General features: G+C 66.1%; 15 protein-coding genes. 10 read left to right on the top strand and 5 right to left on the bottom strand.

The window, feature by feature from the left end; genetic code table 11:
- Window positions 1–60: 60 nt before the first annotated feature.
- Genes I3K84_RS18275 through I3K84_RS18260 form a run of 4 tightly spaced genes read left to right on the top strand, consistent with a single transcriptional unit; the run spans window position 61 to window position 3,643 of the window.
- The gene (locus I3K84_RS18275) at window positions 61–381 is read left to right on the top strand and encodes a 2TM domain-containing protein (protein ID WP_103737238.1); all 321 of its coding nucleotides are present in this window, start codon (window positions 61–63) and stop codon (window positions 379–381) included.
- 43 nt (window positions 382–424) lie between these two features.
- Window positions 425–1,531 carry a sensor histidine kinase gene (locus I3K84_RS18270; protein WP_196995132.1) on the top strand — a complete coding sequence of 369 codons (1,107 nt, stop codon included), beginning with the start codon at window positions 425–427 and terminating at the stop codon, window positions 1,529–1,531.
- Window positions 1,491–2,321, top strand: a complete 831-nt coding sequence (locus I3K84_RS18265; protein WP_196995131.1) for a LytTR family DNA-binding domain-containing protein — start codon at window positions 1,491–1,493, stop codon at window positions 2,319–2,321. The genes I3K84_RS18270 and I3K84_RS18265 overlap by 41 nt, the downstream gene beginning before the upstream one ends.
- 59 nt (window positions 2,322–2,380) lie before the next feature.
- On the top strand, window positions 2,381–3,643 hold the full coding sequence (locus tag I3K84_RS18260; RefSeq protein WP_172206573.1) for an MFS transporter: 1,263 nt from the start codon (window positions 2,381–2,383) through the stop codon (window positions 3,641–3,643).
- A gap of 87 nt (window positions 3,644–3,730) precedes the next feature.
- Here the strand turns inward: I3K84_RS18260 and I3K84_RS18255 are convergent, their stop codons facing one another.
- From I3K84_RS18255 to I3K84_RS18245, 3 genes are all read right to left on the bottom strand, one after another.
- The gene (locus I3K84_RS18255) at window positions 3,731–4,975 is read right to left on the bottom strand and encodes an FAD-dependent monooxygenase (RefSeq protein ID WP_196995130.1); all 1,245 of its coding nucleotides are present in this window, start codon (window positions 4,973–4,975) and stop codon (window positions 3,731–3,733) included.
- A 126-nt stretch (window positions 4,976–5,101) separates the two neighbouring features.
- A complete protein-coding gene (locus I3K84_RS18250) occupies window positions 5,102–8,020 on the bottom strand; it encodes an aconitate hydratase (protein WP_196995129.1) in 2,919 nt (972 codons plus the stop codon).
- Between the two features lie 389 nt (window positions 8,021–8,409).
- Complete coding sequence (locus tag I3K84_RS18245) at window positions 8,410–8,706, bottom strand: H-NS histone family protein (protein WP_011804577.1); 297 nt, start codon at window positions 8,704–8,706, stop codon at window positions 8,410–8,412.
- 339 nt (window positions 8,707–9,045) lie between these two features.
- Here I3K84_RS18245 and I3K84_RS18240 point away from each other — a divergent pair, with 339 nt between their 5' ends.
- On the top strand, window positions 9,046–9,891 hold the full coding sequence (locus I3K84_RS18240; RefSeq protein ID WP_196995128.1) for a symmetrical bis(5'-nucleosyl)-tetraphosphatase: 846 nt from the start codon (window positions 9,046–9,048) through the stop codon (window positions 9,889–9,891).
- Window positions 9,892–9,997: 106 nt separating this feature from the next.
- On the opposite strand, the gene I3K84_RS18235 is transcribed toward I3K84_RS18240, so the two are convergent.
- On the bottom strand, window positions 9,998–11,086 hold the full coding sequence (locus I3K84_RS18235) for an FAD:protein FMN transferase (protein WP_011804575.1): 1,089 nt from the start codon (window positions 11,084–11,086) through the stop codon (window positions 9,998–10,000).
- An 18-nt stretch (window positions 11,087–11,104) separates the two neighbouring features.
- Window positions 11,105–11,524, bottom strand: a complete 420-nt coding sequence (locus tag I3K84_RS18230; RefSeq protein WP_196996133.1) for a cytochrome c5 family protein — start codon at window positions 11,522–11,524, stop codon at window positions 11,105–11,107.
- 125 nt (window positions 11,525–11,649) lie between these two features.
- Between I3K84_RS18230 and I3K84_RS18225 the strand changes: the two genes are divergently transcribed.
- From I3K84_RS18225 to I3K84_RS18205, 5 genes are all read left to right on the top strand, one after another.
- Window positions 11,650–11,910, top strand: coding sequence for a hypothetical protein (locus I3K84_RS18225; protein WP_231403363.1), 261 nt, complete (start codon window positions 11,650–11,652; stop codon window positions 11,908–11,910).
- 11 nt (window positions 11,911–11,921) lie between these two features.
- A complete protein-coding gene (gene nosZ / locus I3K84_RS18220; RefSeq protein ID WP_196995126.1) occupies window positions 11,922–13,859 on the top strand; it encodes a TAT-dependent nitrous-oxide reductase in 1,938 nt (645 codons plus the stop codon).
- A gap of 101 nt (window positions 13,860–13,960) precedes the next feature.
- Window positions 13,961–16,582, top strand: a complete 2,622-nt coding sequence (locus I3K84_RS18215; protein ID WP_196995125.1) for a NosR/NirI family protein — start codon at window positions 13,961–13,963, stop codon at window positions 16,580–16,582.
- Window positions 16,579–17,850 carry a nitrous oxide reductase family maturation protein NosD gene (locus tag I3K84_RS18210; protein ID WP_196995124.1) on the top strand — a complete coding sequence of 424 codons (1,272 nt, stop codon included), beginning with the start codon at window positions 16,579–16,581 and terminating at the stop codon, window positions 17,848–17,850. Before I3K84_RS18215 ends, I3K84_RS18210 begins: the two co-directional genes overlap by 4 nt.
- Window positions 17,825–18,757, top strand: a complete 933-nt coding sequence (locus I3K84_RS18205; protein WP_011804569.1) for an ABC transporter ATP-binding protein — start codon at window positions 17,825–17,827, stop codon at window positions 18,755–18,757. Before I3K84_RS18210 ends, I3K84_RS18205 begins: the two co-directional genes overlap by 26 nt.
- Window positions 18,758–18,774 lie beyond the last annotated feature (17 nt).

Raw genomic sequence — 18,774 nt, 5'->3', positions numbered from 1 at the left:
GGGCCCCCTCTCCTTGCACAGTACGGCAACGGGGTGCAGTACCCCGTCTGGAGACGCGCCATGCATCACTCTCTTCATTCCCCGAACCGCCCGGATACCCTCGACCGCCTGGCCCGGCGGCGCGCGGGCGCCAAGCTGGGCTGGCTGTTGCACGCGGGCGTCTACCTCACCGTTCAGCTGGCGCTGGCGGGCCTGGCGCTGATGCAGGGGCGGACTTGGACGCCCTACCCCGCTCTCGGTTGGGGTCTGGGCCTGCTGCTGCATGGGGCGGTCGTGTGGCTGGCCCTGCCCGGAGCCCACTGGCGCGAAGCGCTTGTCGCACGCGAGCGGGCGGCGCTGGCACGCGAGCGCAGCGGCCACAACGACTCGGCACCGCAATGACGGGCCGGCCCTGCAGCACAATGGCTCGTACCCCGCCTGTTCCATGAGCGTCAACCACCCCATCGCCTTCCTCTGCCGGCTGCTGACCACGGCGGCGTTCTGCTGCCTGGTGGCGCTGGGCGTCACACTGGCGAGATCCACGCCCTGGGATGCGAACCTGGTGTATTCGCTCACCATCGGCCTGGTGAGCTGGTTCACGGTGGACCTGGGGCGCATGGCGCTCACACGCCACAGCGCCATTCCGTGGCCGCGGCGGCCATGGGGAGCGGTACTCATCTTTGCGGGCACGGCCATGGGCTTTGTCTCCGGCTCGGTGGTGGGACACCTGTACAACGGCGGCGCACTGGGCGACCTGGCCTGGCTGCGCGGGCACGAGGCCGTGTCCACCCTGGTCGTCACCATCGCTGCCAGCGCATCCATCTCGTTTTTCTTCCACAGCCGTGGCAAGGCGCGCTTTCTGCAGGCGCGCGTGGCCCAGGTACAGCGTGACGCGGCCGAGGCACGCCTGAAGCTGCTGGAAACGCAGCTGGAGCCGCACATGATGTTCAACACCCTGGCCAACCTGCGCGTGCTGGTGGCCACGGATCCGCCGCGCGCCCAGGAGATGCTGGACCACTTCATCGCCTACCTGCGCGCCACCCTGGGCGCATCGCGCGCCGCGCTGCACCCATTGGCCGACGAGTTCGCGCGGCTGCAGGACTACCTGGCCCTCATGGCCGTGCGCATGGGCCCGCGCCTGGACTACACCCTGGAACTGCCCGAGGCTTTGCGCAACGTGCCCGTCCCGCCCCTGCTGCTGCAGCCGCTGGTGGAGAACGCCATCCGCCACGGCCTGGAGCCACAGGTGCAGGGTGGCCACATCCACGTACAGGCCGCGCTGCTGCAGGGAGGCACCCCGGCGGCGCGCGTGCAGCTGGCCGTGCGTGACACCGGCGCGGGCCTGTGCGACACACCACCCACGGGCACCGCGGGCACGACCACCGCGCGCTTTGGCCTGCAGCAGGTGCGCGAGCGCCTCGCCACTCTGTACGGCGACGCTGGCACTCTCGAATTGATAGCTGCTAGCGCACAGGGCACGGCCTGCATCATCACTTTTCCCTTGAAGCACCATGCACTCGACGTTCCCCCGAGCCCTGATTGCCGAGGATGAGCCGCTGCTGGCCGCGGCCCTGCGCCATGAGCTGCAGCAAGCCTGGCCCGCGCTGGAGGTCGCTGCGAGCGTGGGCGACGGTCTGAGCGCCGTGCGTGAGGCGCTGGCGCTGCGCCCCGACGTACTGCTGCTGGACATCCGCATGCCCGGCCAGAGCGGCCTGGAGGCGGCGGCAGAGCTGGCCGATGCCTGGCCCGATACCGCAGCCTTTCCCGCGCTGGTCTTCGTCACCGCCTACGACCAATACGCCGTACAGGCCTTTGAAGCCCAGGCGGTGGGCTACCTCCTCAAACCCGTGCAGCCCGCGCGGCTGCGCCAGACGGTGCAGCGGCTGCAGCAACTGCTGGCACAGCGCGGCGCCCCTGGCGCGCTGCCGGCGCTGGAGCAAGCGCTGACCCAGTTGCGCGCTTTGGCGCAGGCCCCAGGGCTGGGCGGATCGGTGCGGCCCCCAGCGGGCGGCGGCGCGCCACTGCGCATGATCCAGGCCAGCAGCGGCACGCAGATCCACCTCGTGCCTGTGCAGGAGGTCGTGTACTTTGAGGCGGCCGACAAGTACGTGCGTGTGCTCACCGCCGAGCGTGAATACCTGATCCGCACGCCACTCAAGGAACTGGCCGGGCAGCTCGATCCGGCCGACTTCTGGCAGGTGCACCGGGGCACGCTGGTGCGTGCCGCCGCCATCGCCAGTGCCGTGCGCGACGAAGCGGGCCGGATGCATCTGCAGTTGCGGGGCCGGCCTGAGCGGCTGGCGGTGAGCCGACTGTATGCGCCGCTGTTCAAGGCCATGTAAGCGCGGGCCGGTGCGCACGCGCCTGCACGCGCGCCGCGTCCGGTGTAGCCTCGGGCCCCATGCCCAACGCCCCCTCCGCCGCGCCGCTTCCACCCGCCCCCATCGCCATGGCGCCGCGCGCCGCCCTGCTGATGCTGGTGGCGCTGACCTCGGGCTTCGCATTGAGCTCGGCCTTTCGCACCGTGGCCGCCATCATGGCCGCGCCGCTGCAGGCGGACTTCGGGCTGTCGCCGCAAGCGCTGGGGGTGTTCGCGGGCGCCTTCCATTTCGCCTTTGGCGCCATGCAGCTCTTCATGGGCATCGGCATCGACCTGTATGGCGTGCGCCGCACGATCCTGGCGGCGTTTCCGCTGTGTATCGCGGGGGCGCTGCTGTCGGCGCTGGCGCCGGGCTACGGCGCGCTGCTGCTGGGCCAGGCGCTGATCGGCGTGGGCTGCGCGCCGGCCTTCCTGGTGTGCACGGTGTTCATTGCACGGCATTTCGCGCCGCAGCGCTTCGCGGCGATGTCGGGCATGGCGATGGCGCTGGGTACGCTGGGCATGCTGTTCACCGGCACGCCTCTGGCCTGGCTGGTGCAGCAGTGGTCCTGGCGCGCGGGCTTCGTGGTGCTGGCGGCGCTGGCGCTGGCGGCTTGGCTGTGGATCTGGCGCAGCGTGCATGAGCCCGTCGCCGCGCCGGCGCAGCAGGAGGCCCCGCGCGAGTCCGTGCGCGAGGCGGTGCTGCGCTTCGCCGCGCTGTTCGCCGTGCCGCACACCTGGGGCATCGTGGTGCTGGGCGCGGTGACCTATGCGGCGCTCATCTCCCTGCGCGGCCTGTGGCTGGGGCCCATGCTGATCGAGCGCCACGGTTTCTCGCTGGTGCAAAGCGGCAACGTGGCGCTGGCCCTGTCGGTGGTGGCGCTGTGCGGGCCGATGCTGTTCGGCCGCATCGACCCCGGCCCCGCCCGGCGCCGCCGCTGGATCGTGACCTGCACCCTGGCCATGGCGGTCCTGTTCGCGGCCATGGTGCTGCCGCACTCCGCCCTGCTGGACGTCGCCTGCATGCTAGCCGTGGGGCTGCTGTCAGGCTTCATCGTGCTGCAGTACGCGGACGTGCGCGCGGCCTACCCGGCGGCGCTCACCGGGCGGGCCATGGCGGTGTTCACCATGGCCATGTTCCTGGGTGTGGCGGCCATGCAGTGGCTCACGGGGCTGGTGGCGTCCCTTGCCAAGCGCGGGGGGACGGACCCTTACCTGGCAGTGATGGCCAGCATCGCCGTGCTGCTCGCGTTGGCGGCGCTGGCGTTTCGGCTGCTGCCGCATCCGCCGCAGGGTGAAAGATAGCAGTCAAATCTGCCGTTATCGCTTACAGGATAAGCGCAAATAGCTATCAATTAAATAGCGTCACATGCCAACTGCCCCAGCGCACTTTCACAGCGAGCTGGCGCTGGAGCCGTCGCCCCGGTAGAGCCAGGGCACGTCCAGCAGCCGCTCTCCCAGCAGCCGCAACGCCGTGTCGCGCCCCCAGCGCACGAGGCCCGTGGCATGGAAGATGCGCCCGTTGCGCCGCGAGCGCTCCTGCACGCGCGCGTTGCGCTGCCAGCGGTTGAGCGCGTAACGGCGCAGGCGCAGCGGCACTTCCAGGTCGTGCATGGCCAGGGCGCGCTGCAGCTCGGCCGCGTCCTCGATGGCCATGCCGGCGCCTTGCGCCAGGTAGGGCCGCATGGGGTGCGCCGCGTCGCCCAGCAACGCCACCACCCCCTGCGCCATCTCTTGCGGGCCGGCGACGGGCGGGCGGTCCAGCAGCGGCCACAGGCGCCAGCCACTGCCCGCCTGGGGCACGGCGCGAATCAAGTCCTGCAGCGGCGTGCAGGTGCGGGCCAGCGCGGCCTCCAGATCGGCCGCGTTGGCGCCATGGTCCCAGGAATCGAGGTCGGCCGGCGGCTGCCCGTGGCGGATGGCCACCACGTTCAGCAATTCGCCACGGCGCAGCGGGTACTGCACCACGTGCAGGCGCGGCCCCAGCCAGGCGGTCACCTGCTGGCTGCGCAGCGCCTGGGGCAGCGCGTCCTGGCGCACCACGGCGCGGTAGGCCAGGTGGCCGGAGACTCGCGTGGGCGTCTCACCCAGCAAACGCATGCGCGTGCCGCTGCGCAGGCCGTCGGCGCCGATGAGCGCATCGCCTTCGATCAGCAGATCTTGCGCACCGCCCTCGCTGTCGCTTCCCGGGCCGTGGCGCGTTACGCGCACGGTGACCACGCCACCGTCTTGCGCATGGTGCACGATGGAATGGCCCAGGTTCAGGTGCACACCAGTGCGCTCGCGCAATGCATCGAGCAGCAGGCCGTGCAGGTCCGCACGGTGGATGGTGGCGTAGGCGGCGCCGTAGCGCTCGATGGCGGTGTTGCCCAGGCGCAGCGCCGCCAACTCAGCGCCGGTGAGCGCACTGCGCACCTGCAGACGCTCGGGGAAGGCGGCCACGGCCTGCAGCGCGCTCTGCAGGCCCCAGGCCTGCAGCCGGCGCACCACGTTCGGGCCGATCTGCACGCCGGCGCCCACCTCGGTGAACTCCGCGGCACGCTCGAAGAGGCGCACTTCCCACCCGGCACGCGAGCTACCCAGGGCGGCAGCCAATCCTCCGATGCCACCGCCTGCGATCAAGACTTGTTTCTGCATGGACCGATTGTCCGCCCACCGGCAGCCACCCTGCTATCAGCGGTGCACCAGGCATGGCGCAAGCCCACGGCGCGCAGACCAGATCGCACCGCCTGGGGCCGCAGCACCGCGTCCTAAGAGATGGGATCACGCGCTCAGCAACTGCCGCAGTACATACGGCAGGATGCCGCCCGCACGGTAATAGTCCACCTCGATGGGTGTATCGATGCGCAGGGTGACGGCCACTTCCTGGCAGGAACCATCCGCACGGCGGATGACCAGGCGCGCCTCGCTTTGCGGTGTGAGCGCGGGGTCTGGAATCACGTCGATCACCTCGTCGCCTTGCAGGCCCAGGCTCTGCCACGAGTCGTTGTCGCGCAGCTGCAGCGGCAGCACCCCCATGCCCACGAGGTTGGAACGGTGGATGCGCTCGAAGCTGCGCGCCACCACCGCCTTGATGCCCAGCAACTGGGTGCCCTTGGCCGCCCAGTCCCGGCTGGAGCCGGTGCCGTATTCCTCCCCCGCGAAGATCACCGTGGGCGTCTTGTTGGCGATGTAGTGCATCGCGGCGTCGAAGATGAACATCTTCTGGCCCTGCATCGGCCCCTCGCCCTGAAAGAGGGTGACGCCCCCCTCCTCGCGCGAGCCGTCGGCCAGCGGCGGGATCATGAGGTTTTTGATGCGCACGTTGGCAAAGGTGCCACGCATCATCACTTCGTGGTTGCCGCGGCGCGCGCCGTAGCTGTTGAAGTCGGGCTTGGCCACCCCGTGCTGCAGCAGCCACTGGCCGGCGGGAGAGGTTTCCTTGATGGAGCCTGCGGGAGAGATGTGGTCCGTGGTAATGGAGTCACCGAACAGCGCCATGATGCGGGCACCCATCACGGATTCCGAGGTTTTTTGGCCTGCAGCGCCCTGTTTACCATCGCTGGCAGCTACTGAATCGAGAGCAAAATCCGCAAAGAATGGCGGCTCCGCGATGTAGGTGCTGCTGGGCCACACATAGACGTCTCCGTCCACCCCGCGGATCTTGTTCCACAGGGCTCCGGGGTCGGTCTTGACCTTGGCGTAGTTCTCCTTGAAGGCCTTGCCGTTCATGGCGTACTTCATGAGCGCATGGATCTCGTCGCTGCTGGGCCAGATGTCGCCCAAGTACACGTCGCGCCCGCCCTTGCCCTTGCCGACCGGTTCGGTCATGAGGTCCTTGAGCACCGTGCCCGCGATCGCATAGGCCACCACCAGCGGCGGGCTGGCCAGGAAGTTGGCTTTGAGGTTGGGGTGGATGCGCGCCTCGAAATTGCGGTTGCCCGACAACACCGCGGCACACACCAGGTCATTGCTGGTGATGACCTCGTTGAGCTCGGGCGCCAAATCGCCCGCATTGCCGATGCAGGTCGTGCAGCCATATCCCACCAGGGCAAAGCCCAGCTTTTCCAGATAGGGCAGCAGCCCGGTCTGCGTGAGGTATTCGGTCACGATGCGCGAGCCCGGCGCCAGCGAGGTCTTGATGTGCGGCGCGACCCGCAACCCTGCCTCCACCGCTTTCTTGGCCAGCAGGCCCGCAGCCAGCAGTACGCTGGGGTTGGAGGTGTTGGTACAGCTGGTGATCGCCGCGATCAGCACGTCGCCGTTGCCGATGGTCGGGTCCGCCCCCTTGGCGGGCAAATGGATCGCCGCGTCTTCGTGCTGCACCTCCAGGCGCGGCTTGTTCTGCTCCATCTCGACCAGGAAACGCGGCGCCCCTTCGGGTACGGGTTTTTCGCTGGGGGCCCCCTCGGTCACGGGCGCCATGCGCCGGTGGATATGGTGGCGCGTGTGCAGCAGCTCAGCGGGCTGGTTGAAACCCGACTCGGCCACCGGTTTGCTGAACAGCTCGGCAAACTGGCGGCACACGTTGCCCAGTTCGATGCGGTCCTGCGGGCGCTTGGGGCCGGCCAGGCTGGGGGTGACATCCCCCAGATCCAGACGCACCACCTGCGAGTAGTCGATCTCCCCCGCGCGCGGCACACCGAACAGGCCCTGTGCGCGAAAGTACGCTTCGAACGCATCGATCTCCGCCTTGGTGCGCCCCGTGCCGCGGAAGTAGTCGATGGTCTTCTCGTCCACCGGGAAGAAACCCATGGTGGCCCCATATTCCGGTGCCATGTTGCCGATGGTGGCGCGGTCGGGCAGCGCCAGGGTCCGCGTGCCTTCTCCAAAGAACTCCACGAACTTGCCCACCACTTTCTCGCGGCGCAGGATCTCGGTCACGGTGAGCACGAGGTCGGTGGCGGTGACACCCTCGCGCAATTGGCCCGAGAGTTCGAAGCCCACCACGTCGGGTGTGAGGAAGTACACCGGCTGGCCCAGCATGGCGGCCTCGGCCTCGATGCCGCCCACGCCCCAGCCCACGACGCCAATGCCGTTGATCATGGTGGTGTGGCTGTCGGTGCCCACCAGCGTGTCGGGGTAGTACACGCCGTCGTTGCCCTTGTGCACGCCGCGTGCGAGGTATTCCAGGTTCACCTGGTGCACGATGCCAAAGCCCGGTGGCACCACACCAAAAGTGCTGAAGGCCTGCATGCCCCACTTCATGAACTCATAGCGCTCGCGGTTGCGCTGGAATTCCAGCTTCATGTTCAGGTCGAGGGCCTTCTTCGTGCCGTAGTAGTCCACCATGATGGAGTGGTCCACAACCAGGTCTACAGGCACCAGCGGTTCGATCTTGCGGGGGTTGTGGCCCAGGCGCTGGGCCACGCTGCGCATCGCGGCCAAATCGACCAGCAGCGGCACGCCCGTGAAATCCTGCAGCACGACGCGCGACACCACGAACGGAATCTCGTCCTTGCGCGGCGCATTGGGCGCCCAGCGCGCCAACTGCTCCACATGCTCTGCAGTGATGCGGCGGCCATCGCAATTGCGCAGTACGGATTCCAGCACGATGCGCAGGGACACGGGCAGCCGGTTCACCCCCGGAAACTGGCGCGCCAGCGCAGGCAGCGAATAGAACTTGCCGCTCTTTCCCGCTGCCGTGGCAAACGTAGCGAGCGTGGAAGCAAAAGCGTGACCGGGGTTGCGGGAGGCTGCCATACAAGAACTCCTGTGGGTAACGACAGCGCCCATTTTGGCAGCGCCGCACTGCAGAGCCAACGCATCGCGAAATACCTTGACCCCACGCTGGGGCAATCGGGTTTAAATGAATACGCGTCCTGCGGTCGCCGCGCGGCCAGAAAGCACCGGTACACCGCTCCTGCACCGTGTCCGTTAATCGGTGCATGGGTCACTTTGCCGAGTGTCCGACATCAGCGGGGTCCTTTGACGCGTCCACCATATTGCCGCGCACCGCGCCACAAATACTGCACCCCTCATAAGCGACAAAACCCGCCAAGGCCACGCCCCAGCGGGTTCTTCAAATCATACGCAAAACAGCGGTTAGGTCGGCCCGGAGAATTGCGCCGAGCCGCGCCGCCACGTGGTGTTCAAATAGCGAACTTCTCGCGGTCTTCGTTTTGAATCCATTTCGGTGCCTTGCCGCGGCCCGTCCAGGTCTGGCCCGTGGCGGGGTCGCGGTATTTGGGCGCGACCTTGGTTCCACTGGTTGCAGAAACGCGGCCCGTGCGGCCTGCAGGGAACACGTCCTGCTGCGTCAGGCCATATTCCGCCACCAGTTCACGCACCTGCGAGATAGCAGCCGTCAATTCACGGCGTCGCGCCTCGGTGATTTGCTGCTCAAGGGCTTCACGCTGTTTCAACAGTTCTTTGTAGCTGACGGTCATGGAGGTATGGAGCGTTAAGGATTAATGGGCACGCGGATTATAAAGTCCCAAACCCAATCCCGTTACAAGTTCATGGCAATTGGCCGCATAAAAAAGCAACGAACAACCCCAGCCCGGATCACTACCTCCCATCGACACCCTCAAGGAACCTTTTCTCGCGCAGGTGCACCAATGCACCCGTATCATTGCTTGCACCAAAATGGTGATTTGATTCAACTAGTTACTAACGCCTCTTGTTTGTGCAGCACTTTGCCAGCGTCGCATAGCCCTGCAAATAACCACTGATTCCACCCAGTTGGCGCGCACAATCGCCGCTTCTCCTGACTCTGTTCTAAGAATATGGCTCTATATTGTGTGGGCGACATCCAGGGTTGCGACGACGCCTTTGAACGCCTGCTCGCCACCATTGGTTTCTCGCCCAGCCGGGACACGTTGTACGTGCTGGGTGATCTGGTGAACCGCGGCCCGCACTCCTCCGCGGTGCTGCGCCGATGCATCACCCTCGGAGACAGCGTGCGGCCCCTACTGGGCAACCATGATTTGCACCTGCTCGCTGCCGCCTACGGCACGCGCCGACCGTCGCGGCGCGACACGCTGCAGGACATCCTGCTGGCGCCGGATCGGGACGAGATGCTCGAATGGCTGAGGCACCAGCCGCTGGCGCGGCGTGTGCACCATGGCGGCGGCGACCTGCTGATGGTGCATGCCGGCGTGTTGCCACAATGGACGGCAGAGGAGACGTTGGCATATGCCGGCGAAGTCGAAGCCGTCCTGCAAAGCCAGGAGTTCGCCGGTTTTCTGCAGCAGATGTACGGGAATTCTCCCGACCTGTGGAGCCCGGAACTTCAGGGAACGGACCGCCTGCGCGTGATCGTGAATGCGCTCACGCGCATGCGCTTTTGCTCACCCGAGGGCCGTATGGATTTCGAGAGCACCGAAAGCGCCTCCGAGGCGCCTCCAGGGCTGGTGCCGTGGTTTGACGCACCCGGACGTCGCACGCTGAACACACTGATCGCCTTTGGCCACTGGTCCACGTTGGGCTGGCTGGATCGGGCGGACGTCCTCGGGCTGGACACCGGGTGCGTGTGGGGCGGCTGTCTGAGCGCGGTGCGTTTCGGCACGACACTGGCCGACCGCGAGCGCTGCCACGTGGAATGCCCGCAGGCGCAAATGCCGGGTGCCTAGGCACGCTATCAACAATATAGCTTGGAGCGCTTGCTGTTCCGTCAGTTGAGCCGCAAATCGCCAAAAGCCTTCTTCGCGGCACCGCTGGCCCGCGAAGAAAGCGTTTTCATGCTGCGCGCGCAGGCACTGGCCGCAGCGCGGCGAGCATGCCAGGGGAGCTCCAGCGCGTGCCATCCGCGCTCGCCACGAGGGCTTCGACATGTGCGTGGCCCGCATGCCATGCAGGTGCTGCCGCAGGTCCTTGGACCATCAGCGCCGTGCCCCAGCCGTTGACGTCTTCGATACGCTCGGCCATGAGCGCCACGCCAGACACACCTTCCGTAGGCCAACCCGTGCGGGGGTTGAGCACATGGTGCAGGCGGCGTCCTGCACGCAAGAAGCCTCGCTCGTAATCGCCGGACGATGCCACCACGCCGCGCCCTTGCAGCTCCAGTACGCCCAGCAGCTGCGCCGGAGCGGAGGGATTGCGCACGCCCACACGCCAGGGACGGTCGTGCTGCCGGCCCATGACCAGGACATCGCCACCGCCGTTGACCAGAGCATCCGTGACACCGGCGCGTTCCAGCACTTGCAAGCCCGCTTGCAAAATAGGTAGCTTCGCCACGCCGCCCAGATCCAACCCCATGCCCGTCCGCGCAAGGTAGGCCGTTCCTGCGCGCTCGTCCAGCACGAGGTGGCGCGCGTTCACCAAACGCAGCGCCTGAGCGATCTCCTCAGGTGCCGGCGCGGCTTCGTGGCCGGGTTCAAAATGCCAGCCCCGCAGTGCACCGATGGTGGGATCGAAGGCGCCAGCACTTTCTTGGTGCAGGCGACGCGCCGTGCGCAGCACCTGCATCACTTCCGGGGCCACGTGCACGGCATGCCGGCCGGCGGCCGCGCCGAGGCGCGCCACGTCGCCGCCCTCCCGGTAACGGCTCATGAGCGCCTCCAGGCGCTCCATTTCCGCGAACGCGTGCAGCATCACCTGCTGCACAGCGTCGGCATCGCGGCCATTGCCAACGGCAGCCGCGATGTCCACGCGTGTGCCCATGAGGGTACGGCTCGCGCGCACCAGGGGCTGCGCGCCCTCCACCATGCCAGCCAAAGCCTGGCGCGGGTCGAGGTACGCCAGCGCGCCCAGCAACGGCAGCGCAAGGGCGAAGCGCCGCCGCGTCCACCGGTTGCCTACCGCCGGCATGCACCGATCTGAATTCATCGCGAGCCCCTCCGGTCCTTACATCGACTGGTCAGCCATGAAATCCACGGCAGCCTTCACTTCGTCGTCGCTCAACGAAGCCGCGCCGCCGCGCGCGGGCATCATGCCCTTGCTGCCGGTGAAGCCTTCGATGGCGTGCTTGTAGAGCGTGTCCTTGCCCTGGGCAATACGCGGCGCCCAATCGGCCTTATCGCCAGGCTTGGGAGCCCCTGCAACGCCGGCCGCATGGCACATCGCGCAGGTTTTGCCGTACACGCTCTTACCGACGGTGTTCTCCGCCGTCGCGGGGGCGGCGGCAGGTGCTTGAGCGGCTGGCGCGGGAGCAGGGGTAGGCGCGGGAGCCGGTGCTTGCGCAGCGGGTGCAGGAGCAGGCGCGGGCGCCGGAGCGTCGTTTTTGCCACAGGCGGCGAGCAGCAGGGTTGCGGCGGCCAGCGCCAGTTAGAGCCCATACTTCCGCCATGGATAAACTCCGCTCCCTGAACCTCCTACGCTGGTGGGCAGTGGCGTGGTTCGTCCTTGGTTTTGGGGCGGCACTGGCCTCCCCCCTCATTCAGCCGCGCACCATGGAACTGGTCTGTTCCAATGCCAGCGGCGCCACCTTGGTGGTTCACCATGCCGGTAGCAATGCCGTGCTCGACACCGTGGGCATGGACTGCTCGCTGTGCCTGCCCAGCATGGAACCGCCGCAGCCCGCCGTACTGACCGTGCCGGGCTGGCTCATCACCCATTCCGTACCCCTGCCACCGCCTCGTGTGGTGGCCGTTGCCCCCACGGCCGCGCCACCACCTGCGCGCGCGCCCCCATTTTCCGCTTGCACTACCTGAAAGAGGACATCATGAGCGACAAGAGAGAGAGCCTGAACCCTGAAACCGTCGGCATGGGACGCCGCCGGTTCATCAATACCGCTGCTTTGGCGGGACTGACCGTGGGCGTTGCCGCGTGCAACGACAAGCCCGCGGCCGCCCCTGCAGCATCCGGCACTCCCGCGCCGGCACCCGCCCCCGCTGCCGCCCACGCCGGCGCCAACGTGCACCTCAAGCCCGGTGAGCTCGATACCTACTACGGTCTTTGGAGCGGCGGCCACAACGGCGACGTTCGCGTGCTGGGCCTGCCCTCCGGTCGTGAACTTCTGCGCATTCCCTGCTTCGTGCCTGACGCACTCGTGGGCTGGGGCATCACCAACGAATCCAAGGCCGTGATGGGCACCAAGCCCGACGGCAGCCTGCGTTACACCGTGGCGGACACCCACCACTTGCACGGCTCGTACAAGGACGGCAACTACGACGGCCGTTACGCCTGGGTCAACGATAAGATCAACAGCCGCATCGCCCGCATCCGTCTGGACTACTTCATCTGCGACAAGATCACCGAGCTGCCCAACGTGCAGGGCTTCCACGGCATCTTCCCCGACAAGCGCGATCCGGTCGATCCCAACATCAACTACACCACGCGTGTGTTCTGTGGCGCCGAGTTCGCCATTCCGCTGCCCAACGATGGCAAGGACGTGAACGCACCCGAGAAATACCGCTCGATGTTCACCTGCGTGGACGCAGAGACCATGGAAGTGCGCTGGCAAGTCCTGATCGACGGCAACTGCGACCTGACCGCGACTTCGTACGACGGCAAGCTGGCGGCCACCAACCAGTACAACGTCGAAAACGGCGTGCACTACGAAGACATGATGTCGGCCGAGCGCGACGCCTGCCTGTTCTTCAACATTGCCCGCATCGAAGAAGCTGTGAAGGCCGGCAAGTTCAAGACCTACGGTTCGTCCAAGGTGCCCGTGGTGGACGGCACCCGCGAAGCCAACAAAGATGCCAAGACCGCTCTCACCGCCTATGTGAGCGTGCCCAAGAACCCCCACGGCGTGAACGCCAGCCCCGACCAGAAGTACTTCATCTGCGCCGGCAAGCTCTCGCCGACCGTCACCGTGATCGAGCTGGCCAAGGTGCTCGACTGGTTCGACGGCAAGAGCGAGAAGCTCGACGACGCCATCGTTGCCGAGGTCGAAGTGGGTCTGGGCCCGCTGCACACCGCCTTCGACGGCCGCGGCAACGCCTACACCACGCTGTTCCTGGACAGCCAGATCGTCAAGTGGAACATCGACAAGGCCATCGCCTTCCACAAGGGTGACAAGAACGCCACCTACGTCGTGGACCGCCTGGACGTGCACTACCAGCCTGGGCACGTCAATGCCACGCACTCCGAGACCGTGGCCGCGGACGGCAAGTTCCTCTCCGTGGGTTGCAAGTTCTCCAAGGACCGTTTCCTGCCTGTGGGCCCCTTCCACTCCGAGAACGAGCAGCTGATCGACATCTCGGGCGACAAGATGGTGCTGCTGGCCGACCACCCGGTGCGCGGCGAGCCCCACGACTTCATCATCTTCAAGCGTGACATCGTGAAGCCCAAGCAGGTCTACGACCTGGACGAGTTCCCGCTGGCCGTCAAGGACGCCAAGGAATCCGGCGTCTTCCGCAACGGCAAGAAGGTCACGGTGAAACTCACGTCGCAGGCCCCTGCCTTCAGCCTGCGTGAATTCACCGTCAAGAAGGGCGATGAAGTCACGCTGATCCTCACGAACCTCGACAAGATCGAAGATTTGACGCACGGCTTCGCGGTGCCCAAGTACAACATCCAGTTCGTGATCAACCCGTTGGAGACGAAGTCGGTGACCTTTATCGCCGACAAGCCCGGTGTGTTCTGGGCTTACTGCTCCACGTTCTGCCATGCGCTGCACCTGGAAATGCGCACGCGCATGATCGTCGAAGCCTGATGACGCGCAACCCTCCTGGGCCTGGCCTGGGAGGGTTGTAAGTCAAATTGGCTTCTTTCGCAGACGCAGCAAGCGGCGCCTGCTATTAGTTGGATAGTGCAATGTTTTCCCTAGGTTCACGGTTAGCCGCTTTCTGTCTTGCTCTGATCCTCGCCGCCCCGCTTTGGGTGCCGCGGGCGCACGCAGGAGCCTACGAGGCGGAACTGCCTGCGAACCTGGCCACCACGCCCGACATGTGCGCGCTGCTGCCGTGCACCGAAGTATTTCCGGGCGCTACGCATTTTTCGCCGCGCAAGGGCCAGCCGCCCTATGTCGAGGCGTATGACAACGACTCGGCCCAGAAGAAGCTTCTGGGCTACGTCATGCTGTCGACCGACATCACCGACACGCCCGCCTACTCGGGCAAGCCGGTGGTCACGCTCATCGGTATGGACACGCAGGGCCGCTTCGTCGGCATGAAGGTGCTCAAGCACTCCGAGCCCATCCTGCTGCTGGGCATCCCGGAGTCGGCACTCATCAATTTCAACAACCAGTACATTGGCAAGTCGGTCACCGACACCATCGAAGTCGGCCCTTCCCGCCCCGATGAGAACGTCATCGGCGTCGACGCCATCTCCGGAGCCACCGTCACCGTGGTGGCTCAGAACCAGGTGGTCATGGCCTCGGGCTCGGCCGTGGCACGCCAGACCGGCATCATTGCTCCCACGGTGCGCGAGCAGCCCCGCTTTGTCACCACCGGACAAACCTACGATTGGGCCCAACTCGTCAAGATGGGCGCGGTGCAGCAATTGCTGGTCAAGCCCGAACAGGTGGGCCTGCCGCGCGGCCCCGAGCCCTTCATCGAAATGTGGTTCGGTGACCTGAACCAGCCCGACGTAGGCCGCAGCCTGCTGGGCAAGAACAGTTTCGAAAGCCTGCGTTCGCGCCTCAAGGAAGGCGAGAGCGCCATTTTCGTCATCAAGACCGGCGGGCAGGAGTCCTTCAAGGGATCAGGTTTCGTCCGCGGCGGCATTTTTGACCGTGTGCAGGTCAAGCAAGGTGCCGACTCCTTCACCTTCCGCGACCTGGACTCCCTTAATCTGTACGGCCTGGAGGCCGCCGGCGCACCCCGCTACACCGAGTCGTCCATCTTCATCATCCGCTCGCAGGCCTTTTCTGCGGCCTATCCGTGGAAATTCGCCTTCCTGGGTAACCGGGTCGATCGGGCCACAGGCCATCGCAGCTTTGCCGTCTTCGAGTCCAAGTACTGGTTGCCGGCAGATCTGCTCGAAGGCGGCCGCCCCAAGGTGCAAGAACCCGATGCCCCCTGGGTACGCATCTGGAAATCGCAGGCCCTGCCCATCAGCCTGTTCGCCCTGCTGCTGATTGCAGTCACCGTGGTGTACGCCTTCCGCGAAAGGCTCACCCGCCTGTCCACGCACAAGAACAAGTGGCCGGTCAATGGCTTCAAGTACACCTTCTGGGCCATCAGCATCTTCTGGATCGGCTTTGGCTACATGGCCCAGCCGTCCATCACCCAGGTGCTGACCTGGTTCCACTCCGTCCTGTTCCAGTGGACCTGGTCGCTGTTCCTGTCCGATCCGTTCATCTTCCTGTTCTGGATCTTCATCATCGTGACCACCTTCCTGTTCGGGCGCGGGCTGTTCTGCGGCTGGATGTGTCCGTTCGGCTCGCTGCAGGAGGCGATCTTCAAGATCGCCAAGGCCCTCGGGCTGAAGCGCTTCCAGACACAGCTGCCGCAAAAGTGGCATGACCGGCTCAAGTGGATCAAGTACGCCGTCTTCTTCGTCCTGCTGGCGGTGTCGATGTTCTCCATGGGTCTGGCCGAGAAGCTGGCCGAGGTCGAACCCTTCAAGACCACGTTCCTGGTCGGCGTGATGAACCGGGCATGGCCCTATGGCCTGTTCGTCGCCGCCATCCTTGGCGTGTCGATCTTCATCGAGCGCCCCTACTGCAAGTACATCTGCCCGCTGGGCGCCTCGCTGGCCATGCCCAGCACCTTCCGCTGGTTCGGGTTGAAGCGCAAGCAGGACTGCAACAGCTGCAAGGCCTGCGCGGTGGGTTGCGGAGCCCAGGCCATCGACGCCGACGGGCGCATCGACCACCGGGAATGCCTGCATTGCCTGGATTGCATGATCCTGTACACCGACACCAAGGGCTGCCCGCCTCTGGCCAAGGAGCGCAAGCGCCGCGAGAAGGACGGCTTGGAGATGACGCCTATCGGCAAGAATGGCTACTTCATCCCCATCTACCCCGCCACCGTGCAGGACCAGATATCGGCCAAGGCCGCCCAGGGACCCGATCCGCGCATGCCCACCGAACCCACGCTGCCCGCGCACAAGCGCAACGTAGGCTTCATGAGCTGGCTACTGCTGGAACTGCGCGACCATCTCTGGCCCTGGAGCGCCGAAGGCTGGCGCAGCCAGCGCGCGCTGCAGATCGCCGGGCTGTCGCTGGCGGTGGCGGCCACCATCGCCTGGATCATGGCGGCCATGGGCCACCTCTCGTCGGGCGCCATCATCGGCTGGTGGTTCGGCTGGAGCGTGTACGAAGTGCTGATTCGCCTGTCGGGCCGCCGTTACGTCAAGGACGGCCCATGGTGGCGCGACAATTACCGCGTTGCAGGTGTAATGGACATGATGAGCTACGTAGGATTCAAGAACCTGATGATCGGTGCTGCGCTGTTCCTGGTGCTGCAGGCGCTGGGACTGTTCACCCCATGAAGGGCGGCGTCACCCACTTAATGCTGGCCTTGGCGATGACCCTCGCCGGGGCCTGCCAGGCGGCCACCCTCCATGTGCGAGCGGGCGACGATCTGACCGCCGCCGTGCGCAAAGCCAAGGCAGGCGATGTGCTGGAGATTGCGCGGGGCACGTACCGCGCCAATCTGGTGATCGACAAGCCCCTCACGTTGCGCGGCATGGACCGCCCCACCATCAGCGGTGGCAACCAGGGCGACACCATCCGCGTCACCGCACCGGACGTGGTGATCGAGGGCCTGATCGTGCGCGACTCGGGTGACGACCTCAAGGATCAGAACGCCGGCATCTACCTCTACCCTGGCGCCCACCGTGCCGTCGTACGCCGCTGCGACCTCACCTACAACCTTTTCGGCCTGTGGATCGAGAAGGCCAATGACGTGCTCATCGAGCACAACGTCATCACCGGCAAGCGTGAATACTCCTCCCCGCAGCGTGGCAACGGCGTGCAGCTGTACAACACCAAAGGCGCAAAGATCCTGAACAACAACATCAGCTTCGTGCGCGACGCGCTCTACGTGGACGTCTCGCACCATGCGCTGTTCAAGGGCAATCGGCTGCATCACAGCCGCTACGGCACGCACTACATGAACTCCTACTACAACCTGTGGGAGGACAACGACACCTACTACAACCGTGGCGGCTTGGCCCTGATGGAAGTGCGCGAGCAGACCGTGCGCAACAACCGCGCCTGGGGCAACTCCGACCACGGCATCATGCTGCGCACGCTGCAGGATTCGGTGATCGAAGGCAACGTCGTGGCCGGCAACAGCCGGGGCTTCTTCATCTACGACGTGGAGTACATCAAGCTCAACAACAACCTGGTGGTGGACAACACCGTCGGCGTGCACCTGGCCGCGGGCTCGAAGAACAACGAAGTCGAAGGCAACGACTTCATCTCCAACCGCGAGCAGGTACGCTACGTGGGTGCGCGCGACGAGCGCTGGGGCGCCAAGAGCGGCAACCACTGGAGCAACTACCTGGGCTGGGACCGCGATGGCGACGGTGTCGGCGATGTGCCCTACGAGGCCAACGACATGGTGGACCGCCTGACCTGGCGCCACCCTAGCGTCAAGCTGCTGCTGGCCAGCCCGGCCGTGCAGGCCCTGCGCCTGGTGGGCCGGCAGTTCCCTGTGCTGCGCGTGCCATCGGTCGTGGACCCGAAGCCGCGCATGCAGCCCAGCAATCAACAATGGAGTGAATGGCGTGGCAAGCATTTCCCCGGCCAGTGACAACGTGGCCATCTCGCTGCGCGGCGTCAGCAAGCACTACGGCGCGCTGCACGCCGTGGACGGCGTGGACCTGGACATCCCCAAGGGCGAGATCTTCGGCCTGATCGGACACAACGGCGCAGGCAAGAGCACGCTGTTCAAGATGATGCTGGGGCTGGTGAAGCCCACGCAGGGCACGCTTTTGATCGCGGGCGCCCAGGTGGGTGGGCGGGGATTCCGCGCCGCCCGCCGCCAACTGGGCTACCTGCCCGAGAACGTGGTGCTCTACGACAACCTGGACGGGTTGGAGACGCTGCGCTTTTTCGCGCGGCTGAAATCCGCCCCGCTGGCGCAGTGCGCGGACATTCTGGAGCGCGTGGGCCTGGCACACGCCGGCAAGCGCCCGGTGCGCGAGTATTCCAAGGGCATGCGCCAGCGCCTGGGCTTCGCGCAGGCATTGCTGGGCAGCCCGCGCGTGTTGTTCCTGGACGAACCCACCAACGGCCTGGACCCGCAGGCGATCCGCGACTTCTACGCCACGCTGCGGGGCCTGCAGGCCGAGGGCGTGACCATGGTCATCACCTCGCACATCCTCGCCGAACTGCAAGAACGCGTGGACCGGCTCGCCATTCTCTCGGCGGGCCGCATCCAGGCGCTGGGCAGCGTGCAGCAGCTGCGCGAGCAAACCCGCATGCCGCTGTCGTTCGAACTGGACATCGCACCCGCCGACCGGCCCGCCGCCGCACAGGCGCTGGAGCAAGCGACGGGCATCGTCCCCGAGCACACGCCCGAAGGCTTGCGCCTGCACTGCCCGCGCGAGCAGAAGATGGCCGTGCTGGCCGCCCTCGCGCCACTGGGTGCGCGCGTGCGCGACCTCAAGCTGCTGGAGCCCTCGCTCGAAGACGTGTTCTTCGGCTTCGCCGACTGACACCCTGCCCACGACGC

Origin of the sequence: Diaphorobacter sp. JS3051, from assembly GCF_015832135.1 — a bacterium.
In the GTDB taxonomy this organism is placed as follows: domain Bacteria; phylum Pseudomonadota; class Gammaproteobacteria; order Burkholderiales; family Burkholderiaceae_C; genus Diaphorobacter; species Diaphorobacter nitroreducens.
This window is presented reverse-complemented; position numbering and strand designations above follow the sequence as displayed.